This is a genomic window from Nonlabens sp. SCSIO 43208 (assembly GCF_050703575.1).
GTDB lineage: Bacteria > Bacteroidota > Bacteroidia > Flavobacteriales > Flavobacteriaceae > Nonlabens > Nonlabens tegetincola.
In genome coordinates, this window is record NZ_CP065365.1 from 969,390 (window position 1) to 982,972 (window position 13,583).

Sequence of the window (13,583 nt, forward strand, 5' to 3'; positions counted from 1 at the left end):
GGTACATTTATCTGCTAGTGAGAGAAAAAAATACTTAGTCTACTTCATTTTTTCGTTCATATTCGTTTAAAAGTATATGAATGTCTTCGATCAGCAGTTTTACATCCTCAATACTTGTTCCGTCATAAGAGCGACCTCGCAATCTACCTTGTTTGTCAATAAGTAAAAAGTTCTCTGTGTGCACCATGGCATATTCATCACCATATTTAGGTTGTTTAACTGCCATATAGGATTTTCTTGCTAGGTCATAAATCTGTTTGCGATCTCCTGTAACTAAATTCCATTTTTCATCAATCACTCCTTTTTTGAGAGCATATTCTTTTAATACAGGAATGCTATCTCGTTCTGGTGTTACAGAATGGGATAAGATCATCACATCTTTATTGTTTTTAAATTCATCTTGTACCAACTTCATGTTTTTGGTCATCACTGGACAAATGGTAGGGCAAGTGGTAAAAAAGAAGTCTGCTACATAGATTTTTCCTTCGTAATCCTTTTCTGTAATAGTATCACCGTTTTGATTAACTAGCTCAAAAGGTGCGATAGTATGATATTTTTTAACGAAAAGCTTGCTGTCATCCACCAGTGTTGGGTCAAAATCGTCGGGTTGTAGTACCGGTAGAGTTTTTACTGGAGTGAGAGCATATTGAAAAGCAGCAAGAATTAGTGAGCACAACACAAATAAAAAGACAATGCGCCATTTGTTTTTAACGAGAAAATCTTTCATAATAGTTGTTTTTGCAAAGTTACTTACCAATCCTCACATTTAGTCCATAGGAATACTAATACATTACTATTTAAGTGCTATTTGTGGTTGGTAATTACGCTTTCGCGAAAGCGTGCTAAATCTCAATTCTAAAATCATCCTAATTATCACATTGTATGACAGCTACTGTGGTTGATATGTCCTATTTTTGCGCCTTAACAAATTCAAAATATGCATCCGATTTTAGTTACTGTGATCAATTTTTTGATGAGTTTATCTATTCTCATCGTTTTACATGAATTAGGGCACTTTATTCCAGCAAGATTATTCAAAACTCGTGTCGAAAAGTTTTACCTTTTTTTTGATATAAAATTTTCATTATTCAAGAAAAAAATAGGAGAAACAGTTTATGGGATAGGCTGGTTGCCATTAGGTGGTTATGTAAAAATCGCTGGTATGATTGATGAGAGCATGGATAAAGAACAAATGGCAAAACCGCCACAACCATGGGAATTTAGATCAAAACCAGCCTGGCAACGATTAATAATAATGCTAGGTGGTGTGATTGTAAATGTGATCGTTGGGTTTGTGATTTATATATGCTTGATGTACGCTAATGGTAAAATATTAGAACCTGCGTCTGGTGCTACTTATGGTTTTGGGTATCCTAAGGTCTTAGAAGAAGTTGGATTTCAACAAGGTGATTTACCTATACTAGTAGACAATCAAGAATTAGAAAGAGCGCCTAGCTTGTATCACAATATTATGTTTAGGGATGTTGAAACCGTTACAGTTTTGCGTGATGGTAAGGAACAGGTGATTTCAATTCCAGAGGATACGGGAAGCAAGATGTTTCAAGCTGGTGTAAGACCCATCTTACTACCTAGAAGAACTTTTGTAGTAGATACCGTTGCTGATAATACTCCTGCTGCAAAAATGGGTATGAAATCAGGTGCTGTGATAAAAAGCATAGCGGGATACCCAATTAATTACGATTCAGATTATGAATATGCGCTTTTGAATAAAACAAAGGTGAATGAAGAGTTCGAGGTGGTTTGGGAGATTGATGGTGAAACCAAATCGGGTACAACTAGTTTTGGTACAGTAACCGAAACTAATTTTTGGGGTGTAGAGTCTGAGGTGCCAGCACCTAAAGTTCTTGGAATTCGTAAAGGATTTCCAGATACTGATATTTTTGATTCAAGAGTTCAGGAACTTTCATTTGGCGAGGCAGTTAGTGAAGGAATAAGCAAGGGCTGGTGGACAATGAGAGATTATGTTTCTCAATTCAAATACATATTCACTAGTAAAGGAGCAAGTCAACTGGGTGGATTTGGTACAATTGCAAAGATGTATCCAGACACCTTTAATTGGACTCAATTTTGGGGAACAACGGCATTGATATCATTTATATTAGCAATCATGAATATACTTCCTATTCCTGCATTAGATGGTGGTCACGTTGCCTTTTTACTTTATGAAATTGTAACAGGAAGAAAGCCTGGAGATAAATTCCTAGAACGCGCTCAAATTATCGGGATATTGTTACTGCTAGGTTTGTTATTATATGCTAATGGTAACGATGTGGTGCGTGCGATAACGGGATAATACCTAGACTTAAAATGGTAGTAAATTTTTTAGTGATGCAATCATTTGATATTCATATAATTTCATGTTATTGCATTAAATAGAGCTTAAAATTTACTTGATTTTTTAGAAATTATTTTGGCAACAATTAAAAAAGGTTTTATATTTGCCATCGCTTAAGAAAACTTAAGTTTGTGTATATCACATTCCTCTTTAGCTCAGTTGGTTAGAGCATCTGACTGTTAATCAGAGGGTCCTTGGTTCGAGCCCAAGAAGAGGAGCCTAAATCCCGATCAGTAATGGTCGGGATTTTTTTATACCACCTAATGATGTAGAGATTTTAGGGTTGTTAATGGAATTAATTAAACAAGGTACCGTTTTTCTATTTTTAAGGTTATTTTTATCCAGTCAAACGGATTTGAGGATATATCTGAAATTCATCTATTTAAACTTAAAACTTATCTCGTTTTCAATTTAATAAAACTATAAGTTATTGGTTTTATTAATTAAAATAATCATCATCATATCTATGAAAAGTAGAAAAGTCAAATTAATTATCGATGAGCTTATTGACCAGTATGCTTATGCTGATAAATCAGAAAGACCATGGATAATTGGATTTAGTGGTGGAAAAGATTCAACAGTACTACTAACGTTAGTTTGGGAGGCTTTAACCAGGATAAAGGAAGAAATGCCTTATCCATACCAGTTAAGAAGACCTGTGTATGTAGTCTGTAATGACACAATGGTTGAAAATCCTATAATTAGTAGTTATGTAGAAGATGTTTTATCAAAAATTGAAACTGCTGCTAGAGACCAAGGATTACCAATTATTGTCAAGAAAACAGTTCCAAAATTAGAAGAGTCATTCTGGATTAATGTATTAGGAAAAGGTTACCCAGTTCCAAATAATACATTCAGATGGTGTACAGATAGATTAAAAATTAGACCAACCTCTAATTTTCTTTTAGAGCAAATAGATGAAAAAGGAGAGGCAATTGTACTATTAGGCACTAGATATGAAGAAAGTGCTACAAGAGAAAGGTCTATGCGTAAGCATGAAATAAAAGGTAATAGATTATCAAAACATAATACTACTGTTAATACATATGTTTATGCTCCTATCAAGGAGTTAATGCTTGAAGAGATATGGTATATAATTAATGCTATTCCTTCTCCTTGGGGATTTGATAACTCTATACTTTTTCAAATTTATGCAGATGCAAGTGCAGATGATTACGAATGTCCTACTGTAGTAACTAATAAAGAACATTCTTCTTGTGGGCAAAGTAGATTTGGTTGTTGGACTTGTACTGTTGTAAAGAAAGATAAGTCAATGTCTGCGTTAATAGACAATGGACAACATTGGATGAAGCCTTTACTAGGTTTTAGAGATGGTATGGTTGCAGGAAGAAATGTTAGTGAAAACAGAATGACAACTAGAAGAAATGGACAAAAAGCTGTAACAGAAGATGGACACAATCAAGGTAATTATACTCCAGAATATAGATATAGGCTACTAAAAGAGCTCCTTCAAATTCAAAAAAATATACAGAAAGAAAGACCTCACGTTGTGCTTATTACCAACCAAGAGCTTATAGCTATTCAAGTGGTTTGGAATAGGGATATGATATTTGACTTTAATGTAGGGAATGCCTACAGAGATGTTTATAATAAAGAAATTAGCACAAATAATATTAAGTCTCTTGATGATACAGAGAAAAGAATATTGAAAGAAATATGTATTGAGGATATGTCTTATTATCATCTAATAGATAATTTAATTGCATTACAAGAAACCAAAACACTAATGCTATCTAAATATGGTTTACACAATGATGTAGAAAATAGAATAGAAAGCTTTGTGAAAGAAATTGAACAATGAGAATTGATAAAATAAGATTAGAAAACTTTAGAATATATAAAGGACTCAATGAAATAGATTTAAGTCCTAAGAAAGAAAAAAATATTAGTCTTATTGCTGGTAAAAATGGTTTTGGAAAAACTACATTTTTAACTTCTTTAATATGGTGTTTCTATGGAAAGTTGATGTCTCAAGTAGAAGACAAGTATAAACAAGATATTCGAAATTCTGGTGGTTATGAAGCATATGTTAATTCACTTTTGAATAGAGATGTTTTAGGAGATGGAGTGGACAACAAAAAGATGTCTGTTGAAATTGAACTTGAAGATTTACTTATACCATCCATACCCTGTAAAACAGTTACTATAAAACGCACATATGATTTTTCTAGTTTAAAAGAAACAGTAATTATTCTAATTGATAGAGATGAAAATGAGCTTACAAAGTCTGTAGGTTACGAGGTATTCATAAATGACTTTATTTTACCTAGAGAAATAGCTAAATTTTTCTTCTTTGATGCAGAAAAAATAGTATCACTTGCAGAGGCTAAATCTAAAAGTGAGTTACGTAGTTTGAGTAAAGCTTATTCAGAAGTGCTAGGGATTAAGAAGTATGAAGAATTAAAGAAAAACCTAGAGTCCTTACTTGTTAAGCTTAAGAGAAGAGGAGTGTCAGAGTTACAGCAAGAGAAGCTAACTCAACTACTAGATGAAGAAAGTGAATTAGAAAAGACTATAAGCCATAATCAAGACAAACAGCTTGATATTGATAAACAAGTTACCATACTTAAATCAAAAAGTGATAGCCTTCAAGAAAAATTAATTAGAGAAGGAAACTCAATTACTTTAGATGAATTAAAGGAGTTAAAATCTCGTAGAGATGATTTAAAACAAGAGTCTATTCAAATTAAAAATAGCTTGAAGAAACTTTTAGATTTAACACCTTTAGTTATTGCTGGTAAACACTTGAACAAACTTAAAGAGCAGTTGGACTCAGAGAGCAATGTTTTATATGGTGCTTTAAATGATAAGCTTTTATCAAAAGAGTTAGAAGCATTTTCCAATGGTATATTAAAAAGTTTACAAGCTTTAGATTTAGAAAAATCTATTGATTCTAAAGTAAAAAAGACTATTAAAAACTCTCTTGAAGAGAAGTTGAATTTTAGTAAGAGTGATGTATCAGGTAAGGTGTTATTAGAATTTTCAGAAGAAAGATACAGAGAGTTTGAGGCTATTTTGAATAACATCAAAAGTACTTTCTTAAGTCAATTTAATGCCATAGTTAAAGAGGAGCGCACCAATAGAGCTTTATTGAGCAGAACCATTAACAAAATAAAGCAGGCTGAAGCTCGTAAAGACAACCATCTTGCTAGACAGTTTAGAGATGAAAAGATTGAAACAGATACTTCAATAAACAAGTTTCTTGCAGAGAGAGATAAGCTGAATGAAGAGCTAGGTGCTTTAAAACTGAAGCTCTCATCTCATAAAAAAGTAAGAGTTGAATATGAGAAAAACTTCAATCTGGTTGAAACAGATAAAAAGAAGTATGAGGTCACTAAAGTTTTACTAGACAAAATAAATAATCTTATAGTTAAGATTAAAGAGGAAAAGAAATACTCACTTCAAAAATCTGTATCACTCGGGTTAAGCAAATTGATGCATAAAAAGGACTTTATTACTAATGTAAGAGTAAATATTGTAGATGATGTAATGGATATAGATTTACTGGACAAGGATAATAATGTCATTGATAAGGATTCCCTGTCTAAAGGAGAGCAACAGCTTTATGCTACTGCGCTACTTAAAGCATTGGTTGATGAATCAGGTATTAGGTTTCCAGTATTTATTGATAGTCCATTGCAGAAGTTTGATAAGTTTCACTCTAAAAATATCATACAAGAGTTTTACCCATCTATTTCTGAACAAGTGGTGCTTTTCCCATTATTAGAAAAAGAGCTGTCTGAAATAGAATATGAACTGCTTAAGCCAAACTTGAGCAAGACTTTTTTAATTCAGAATAAGTTAGGAGTTTCTACATTAAAAGCTTTACCTGTAAATAGTTTGTTTAAAGAGTTTAAAAAAGAAAAAGATGTTCACACATATTAGAACAAGTAAAGAGAATAGAGATGTAGTTGCTCAACTAACACGTAAGCTTAATTTGGGTACAGAAAATATAATTTCCAGAATAGCATTAACCTATTCTTTATCACAAGATAAAAAATTGAAGATAAAAGATATTCAAAACTCAAGTGGTAAGGAATATAGTAGGTCAGTGCTATTTGGGGATTATTTAGACTACTATCTAGGTATGGTAGCTTTACATTATGACATCCATATTTCTGATAAAGATTTAGGAAAATATGTAAAGCTCCATATTGATGATGGTTTACAGCTTTTGAATGAAGAGATTAATTCCAACAGTAATATAGATGGGTTTGATTTTTTAGTAGAAAAGATAGAGAACAGTATTTTATTAGTTTGATTTAGTTATTTGTCACTATAGAAGAAAGTTTTTGCTTGCTATTAGCTTTTAAATCTTTCAACTCTTTTAACATCTTTTTATTGTTCCCTTTAAAAACTACAGTTAACCAAAAACTCATATCTATCGAATCTAATAATTTAACTCCATAATGCTCAGCTAATCTTTTAGAGTCTTTTGAATAAGCTGATGAAGTAAGAAATACAGGGATTACATTATCTGAGTAGTCAATTTTTATATTTCTATAGTTTCCTTCAATTGACCACTTACCCATTCTTGCTAACTCAAGTGTTCCTATTAATTCACGAATAGCATTAGTTTTAATATTACTTCCAAATTTATAATGCTTTGTTTGCCCTATATACCAAGAAGAAATATCAAAAAGTCCTGAATCAGAGTCATCTTTTGATAAAAACTTACCATAAAAATCAATACCCTCATCTCTAGAAGCCTTAAATTCAGGAACAATTAAAGAACTTAACATTTTATACATAAATAAAATACTAAGTTCCTCAAATAAGGCATAATTAGAGTTTTTAATAGTTTTTTCAATTTTATTTTTAACAAAATAGTCAGCATTTACTTTCGAATTTAATGATATCGAAAATTCTTTTTCATCAAAAGAATATATAGATTCTAACTTATAGTCACCTCTATACTTGAGGTCTTCTTCTAAAAAATTAATGAATTGTTCTTCAGAATAATTACCATCATCAAAATAAACCTTTTTACCATTTTCAAGTAATTTATGCTGAGCATTTCTTAAAAGAATTGCAAATTCAGAAGATTTCATAATTATTATGAAGACTTGTATTTGAGTAGTTTTTCTAATAGTTTATTGGAACTTTCAAGATTTTCTAAATCCTCATCATCAATATATCCTAAATCTCCAATAGTTATTTCCTCTACAGCTCTTTTTATTTTTCGAATATGCTTTTTAATTTCTTTATTCTTAACCAATTCAGAACTCCTTATAGCTGATAATACATCTCCTGAGTCCTCTAATATAGTTAAAGCGTCATCATCTTTTAAAATCAATGCTACTTGACGCAAATCATGTGGATTAGTTATTATTGCTGGCTTAATTAAACCATCTTCTCCTTCTTGTGGAATTATCCAATTGTAAAATCTATCTAAGTTTTCTGTATTTTCGAAGGAAATAGTATCACTATTATAACCCAGAAACTGTCTATAAGCTGGTTTTCCAATAGCTTCAAAAAATAAAGTAAAGTAATTTGTCACGTCTTCACCTACGTAACCTTCATCTAACATATTTTCTAGAAGCTTATACGCATTATATCTTTTTTTAACATCAGGCACAGTACTCTCTCCTAATCTATTGGATATTTCTTCAAAATCCATAGCTTTTTTATCTTTTAGCTTTACTATGAGCTTTGCTTTAGAAAATCCTCCCCATGGTTTTATACCAGTAACATGTCTCATCCCCATAAGAATATCTTCATCAAAACCATCTTCATTTACAACTAAAACATCAATACCCTTAGTTATTATTGAAGCTGTTGTTGGTAGTAAATCAGCAACATCATAATTATCTTCTATATACTTTAATGAAGCAATTCTTCTATTTCCTTCAATTACTACATAAGCATCTTCATCTATTTTTTTTGTTATTATCCTTTCGTTGTAAAGAAAATCATTGTGAACAATACTTTTTATTAGACCTTTTATGTCTTTAGATAGTTTTTTTTGAGCTTGTAGTTGATGGGATTTGTTTTTAATCCTATTATTATCAACTTTTGTAAAGTTGAAATCAAAATCATACCTCAAGTTGTCAGGGTCAAAATATATTTTTGAAAGTTTTATTTTTTTATTTTCCATAATTAGATATTATATAAGTCTATAAACATATAATGAGAATTATCAAGTTTTCCATTCTCCCATAATTCCTCAAGGTATGCCAAACCTCCATTAGCATATTCTTCTATTAAATTTACTACACTTGAGATTACCTTGCTTAAGTCTTCTTGCTCCATATCTTCAAGCTCATTCCAGTCAATTTGTAAGTCATCAGTTTGAGTGAAAATTACCATTAGAAGAAAGTCTATAAGAGAAGAGTCTCTTTTCCATTTACCCATTTCAATAAAGTCTTTAGTGAGGTCTCTAGGAGGTAATGGTAATCTTTGTTTTTTCTTTATACCTAGCATCATAGCATATATGTAAATTTCATAGTAAGGTCCAAATCTGCTATAATCTGCACTTTTGCTTCCTTTTTCAGAAAAGGCATCTAAAACAGGGATTCTACTTACTGCGTATCTAGGTCTTTTAAGAAGTAAATTATTTCTAAATTCTTGACTATTCATTATTTTCTTCTTTCAATTTTAGTGGTTCTTTCTATTTGTGGCAATTCCTCATCTACTTCATTCAGATATAAGGTTTTAATGGTACTACTTTCTAGTAGTTTTTGCCCTAAATCTGTTAGTTTCCCATCTAGGTCTTTGTCATATAAATCTTTTACAAGAATTATACTCTGTGGGAATACATCTGGTATAGCCTCAAAAAATCCTTTATTGAAGGCTTTTCCAAATGCAGATAATGGTGCATCAGCTAATAGAGGATAATTATATTGAGAAGTATTGGCAGAAATAATAGCCATAACTACTGCAAACTTTTTCATTCTCTGGAAGCCTTCAGAAGCTCCAGAAACATCATTTCCTAACTCATCTATATAATCTAATGAAATACCACCAGAAGGTGTCTTTTCAAAGCTTAAAACACCACCTTTAATATCATTATACTTGATAAGACTTTCAAAGTGTTCATTAGCATGACTTTCTAATAGACTTACCATTTTGTCAAATACTCTATCTTGAGCTTTATTAGTTGCTTCAACTAAATCTTGGCTAATTTCATAGCTTATGGTATAACCTTCAGGAATATCTTTTGGTCTTAAACTAGTAATCTCTTTATCTGTATTGGTGATTTTTGTTTTAAGCTCACTGATGTTACTTTGTAATCTTTCAATCCTGCCTGAAGCTTGTTCTATTCTTCTTATTGAACCTTTGTATTGGTTGATAATATCTGAAGCATTATCAGCACCTTCAGATTCTGTTCCTGCAATTAGAATATCCTTTCTTCTAGCCTTTAAAGCTTTTAATTCTGAATTGAGTTTATCTAATCTCTTTTTTAATTCTAGTTCTTTTTCTCGTGTTCTTAAAACACTTTGAGGTATAGCTTCAAACTTATTTAGAAATGGTGATGCATTAATTTGTAGGTTTCCAAAAAAGTCTTCTAAATCATTCTTAACAAAATCCTTATTTGATTCAGCTTCATTAGGTCTATTCTTTAATTTTAAAAGATAATTATGAGCATCAGAACCTTTTTCAGCAGGTCTATTGCACACATGGCAATGTTCACTTTCTATCATTTGTTGCAGTGTCACTGCATCTGGTGAATCTGATGGAAGAATAGTAAAGTAATCATTTGGATTTTCAGTAGCATTTAATAATGCTCTTTTCTCATATCTTTTTTGCCTGAAATCTTTTATTTTATCTTTAAAATCAACCACAGCTTGCTCAAAACCTAATGAAATCCAAGAGAAACCACCATCAAAAAATCTACTATTAATGCCTTCTAAGAAATTATCATAATCTTCTTTTACACCACGTAAGACTCTACTTTTTTGAGAGATTTTATCATCTAGTTCTTTTCTCTTTTCAGCATTAGCAAAATTTTGTTCTAGGTCATTTTTCTCTTGTTCTGCTGTTTCATAAAGTTCCTTCTGAATATTCAGCTTTTCTTTTTCTTGTGCTAACTGTGTTTCAAGAGTTTTTTTCAATTCTATTGCTCTCTCTAATCTTTCATTATGGTCACTAGTAGATTTGGTTTGCTTATTTAGGTCATTGTAGGCTTTATTTGAAATATCCTGTACAATTTTTGCAATATCTTCATACTTACTAATGTTGGTAAGTGTTCTTACAGCATCTTCAATACTAGACTTTTTTGTAAAGTCTATCATCTTATCAACCTCTTCACCCTGAAAGAAGGAATACTGTCTCAAAGTGGGTAATATTAGTTGATTTATTACTCTATGTTTTTCTTCAGCATCATAGATAGGCTTATACTTTGGTAATACGTGGTCTGTTTTATCAACTTCAACGTCATTTAGGGTTATTTGCCAACTGTCAAAGTCAGATAATTTTTCACCAATCCTGGTAGCTACAAAAGACTTGACTATTTGAAACTTATATCTACCTGTAGAGTATTCTATTTTAATACCTGTTTCCACAGAATCACCTATCAAGGTTTCATTTTTAGCCCTATCAGATATAATCTTAACAGCAAAGTCTTTTACAGGATATGTTCGCTTATCATCTGAATTAAGTACAGTATCATAAAAAAGCCATAAGAAGGCATTGAAAAATTTTGATTTACCAGCACCGTTATCTGCTACTACAATATTGACCCCTTCTTCAAAGTCATACCTTGTAGTATCATAATCTCCATAATAATTGAAGAAATTTTTGAATGAAATACTATTTATAATTGATGCCATAAAATTATCCTATGTTATGTACTTTTTTAATCTTTTTATAAATCATTGAACTATTCAAATGATTGTCATTCTCATTAATAATGACAGATAGGACTTCAATAATTTTCTTGTTGTATGGAGCATTTGTAGTTAGCCCCTCAAGGTCCTTCTCCTTAATATCATATTTCTCCATCAAATCTGGGTCTGATAGAATTTCTTTTAGAATGTCATTTCTTTCCATATTATAAATCGTTAATTATGGTATCTAAATCTAGATTATATTTTCTACAAACACTTAATAAAGTGTTTTTTGAATCATAAAAATTCATTGATAGACTTGAAAAATAAGCAACCCTATTTAATTCATTACGAACTAGGCTCTTTTCTATATTGAAGAACTCATCTGTAGGTGATTCCAGTTTTGGTATCACTACCATGTCATATATTGTTGAATAAGCCTTGTCTTTATGCTTTCTTAATAGTCTGCCTCTTCTTTGAATAAACTGTCTAGGGTTACCTGTGCTACTTGCAAATATGCCTACTTCAGCTCTTGGAACATCAACACCTTCATCTAACATTTTCATTGCAAACAATATTTCTATCTTTCCATCTTCAAACCCTTTCAATATATCATTTAAATCTTGGTCTTCAGAAGTATAGGAGTTCATTTTTATTTCAGGGAAATCCTTGTGTACTCTTTTTAAATACTCATTTAATATTTTAGTTGATTCACCCTCTTCATTATTTGCGTATCCCTCTGGGATATAAGCAAAGACATATTTGTCTTTATTAGTTTTCTTTAATTCCCCAACTATAGAGCTAAATAAGTCTATTTTATTATGAGCCTTATGAATGATATTCTTTCTTCTCAATAATAGCATTTCTACCATTGGGTCATCTCTAAAAACCCCATTCTTAAAGTCAAAATATTTTAATAAGCGTTTAGAAATAATAGAATATTCCTCAAATTCTTCTTCTGTTAATTCAATAATTAATGGATAATACTTATAACCAGTTAAAAAGCCAAATTCCATAGCTTTTTCCATACTAAAGTTATATGTGTATGGAGGAGTATCATTAAAAAAAAGATCTATTGCTATAGTTCCTTCAGGGTCATAAATTCTTTTAGGTGTAGCTGATAAACCAATTTTTCTAGTAACATTAAGATTGGATAGTTTACTCTTAATATTATTAGCTCCCATATTATGAGCTTCATCTGCAATTAGAAGAAATTCTGATTGGATTTTTTTGTAAAGGTTTTGAAATCTGTCTAATGTGAAACTACCATATGTGGAAATTATTACTAGGTCTTCTTTTAGTCCCCATGAGAAGTTGCTACAGTAATTTGCAAAATCTTTTTCCCAATTATTTCCTCCACCAACTTTTAAAATATTACGAAAATTGAAGGATTTCACTTCCTCTTCCCATTGATTTAATAGAGCTATAGAAGGTACTAGAATTATAGCTCTATAGTTTCCCTCGTCAATATATATATTTAATAAACAATTCAAAGAAGTTATGGTCTTACCTGTTCCTGTAGCCATAGCAAAAACACCAGAATAATTATTTTTCCTCCAAGCTATAAAAGCATCTTTTTGATAATCTCTAGGACCTTGTGGAAAAGGAAATTTAGGTGTATTTATTATTTCTTCAAGTTTTGCTTCAAACCTTTCCTTTTTTTTACGTACAATGGCTTTAACTTTCTCACCATAAATATCATTATCTAATTTAAGAGAGTCATCTAATAGGTCATTAATGTTTTTATCTCTACCTATAGAATTTATTATTACTTCAATCTGTTCTTTGTCAATATAATTATAGCTTGTATGCTCTTTACTTATAATTGCTTCAAATTGTTTTTTGTCTTCTTCTATAATAGCTTTTGCAACATTGCTAACCCAAGGAGCATTTACTTGAAAGCTTTCTGAATTTTTTAAAAGAGCAGGTAGAGTGAAATTAATACTTCCTTCTGTGCTTATATAGGTCTCACCATCAAAAAGAAGCATTTTTTTTCTGTGAGCCAGATTAGACCCATTAAATTTTACAGGAACAACTACTAATCTTTCTTTTTTGAGTAAATACTTTAAACAATCAAAAAAGTGTTTTCCCTCTTGACTTAAATTACTTTCTAATTCAGATAGGTCTCCAAATATATCAAGCACTTTGTCTTCATCATTAATAGTGGTGTTTTCTATTAAATTTTTGTAATCAGATTCACTATAAACATGATTAGTAACTAATCTCATTCTTCCACCATTAAAAACAAATTCAGCAATGCTTTGAGATAAAACCTTTATCGCGTTAGAACTAAAATATCCAAGGAGTAAGTCTATTGTTTTGGATATTGGGAAGGCATCTTCATAAAATTCTAATGGAATGTTTTTGGAGTCAGAACTATATTTATAGGTAGGAGGAAACTCTATGTTTCGAAAAAAAGACATTAGTTTTAAGAAGAT

Annotated in this window: 11 protein-coding genes and 1 tRNA gene; 5 read left to right on the plus strand and 7 right to left on the minus strand. The window is 30.9% G+C overall.

What is annotated here, in order from left to right; genetic code table 11:
• Window positions 1-34 precede the first annotated feature (34 nt).
• Entirely contained in the window at window positions 35-727 is a 693-nt protein-coding gene (locus I5168_RS04675; protein ID WP_105017950.1) for an SCO family protein, read from the minus strand.
• A gap of 210 nt (window positions 728-937) precedes the next feature.
• On the opposite strand from I5168_RS04675, the gene rseP reads away from it, so the two are divergent.
• The 5 genes from rseP to I5168_RS04700 all read left to right on the plus strand — a co-directional run bounded on the left by rseP (window position 938) and on the right by I5168_RS04700 (window position 6,638).
• Window positions 938-2,314, plus strand: a complete 1,377-nt coding sequence (gene rseP, locus I5168_RS04680) for an RIP metalloprotease RseP (protein ID WP_042277069.1) — start codon at window positions 938-940, stop codon at window positions 2,312-2,314.
• A gap of 186 nt (window positions 2,315-2,500) precedes the next feature.
• Window positions 2,501-2,574, plus strand: a tRNA-Asn gene (locus tag I5168_RS04685).
• Window positions 2,575-2,822: 248 nt separating this feature from the next.
• A complete protein-coding gene (gene dndC, locus I5168_RS04690; RefSeq protein WP_431472559.1) occupies window positions 2,823-4,178 on the plus strand; it encodes a DNA phosphorothioation system sulfurtransferase DndC in 1,356 nt (451 codons plus the stop codon).
• Window positions 4,175-6,262, plus strand: a complete 2,088-nt coding sequence (gene dndD / locus I5168_RS04695) for a DNA sulfur modification protein DndD (RefSeq protein WP_431472560.1) — start codon at window positions 4,175-4,177, stop codon at window positions 6,260-6,262. The genes dndC and dndD overlap by 4 nt, the downstream gene beginning before the upstream one ends.
• The gene (locus I5168_RS04700) at window positions 6,246-6,638 is read left to right on the plus strand and encodes a DndE family protein (RefSeq protein WP_431472561.1); all 393 of its coding nucleotides are present in this window, start codon (window positions 6,246-6,248) and stop codon (window positions 6,636-6,638) included. Before dndD ends, I5168_RS04700 begins: the two co-directional genes overlap by 17 nt.
• 1 nt (window position 6,639) lies before the next feature.
• On the opposite strand, the gene I5168_RS04705 is transcribed toward I5168_RS04700, so the two are convergent.
• Genes I5168_RS04705 through I5168_RS04730 form a run of 6 tightly spaced genes read right to left on the minus strand, consistent with a single transcriptional unit; the run spans window position 6,640 to window position 13,568 of the window.
• Window positions 6,640-7,428, minus strand: coding sequence for a hypothetical protein (locus I5168_RS04705; RefSeq protein ID WP_431472562.1), 789 nt, complete (start codon window positions 7,426-7,428; stop codon window positions 6,640-6,642).
• Between the two features lie 5 nt (window positions 7,429-7,433).
• Window positions 7,434-8,474, minus strand: coding sequence for a ParB N-terminal domain-containing protein (locus I5168_RS04710; protein WP_431472563.1), 1,041 nt, complete (start codon window positions 8,472-8,474; stop codon window positions 7,434-7,436).
• 2 nt (window positions 8,475-8,476) lie between these two features.
• Complete coding sequence (locus tag I5168_RS04715; protein ID WP_431472564.1) at window positions 8,477-8,956, minus strand: hypothetical protein; 480 nt, start codon at window positions 8,954-8,956, stop codon at window positions 8,477-8,479.
• Window positions 8,956-11,148, minus strand: a complete 2,193-nt coding sequence (locus I5168_RS04720) for an AAA family ATPase (RefSeq protein WP_431472565.1) — start codon at window positions 11,146-11,148, stop codon at window positions 8,956-8,958. Before I5168_RS04720 ends, I5168_RS04715 begins: the two co-directional genes overlap by 1 nt.
• A 4-nt stretch (window positions 11,149-11,152) precedes the next feature.
• The gene (locus I5168_RS04725) at window positions 11,153-11,368 is read right to left on the minus strand and encodes a hypothetical protein (RefSeq protein ID WP_431472566.1); all 216 of its coding nucleotides are present in this window, start codon (window positions 11,366-11,368) and stop codon (window positions 11,153-11,155) included.
• 1 nt (window position 11,369) lies between these two features.
• Complete coding sequence (locus I5168_RS04730) at window positions 11,370-13,568, minus strand: DEAD/DEAH box helicase family protein (RefSeq protein ID WP_431472567.1); 2,199 nt, start codon at window positions 13,566-13,568, stop codon at window positions 11,370-11,372.
• Between the last annotated feature and the right edge of the window lie 15 nt (window positions 13,569-13,583).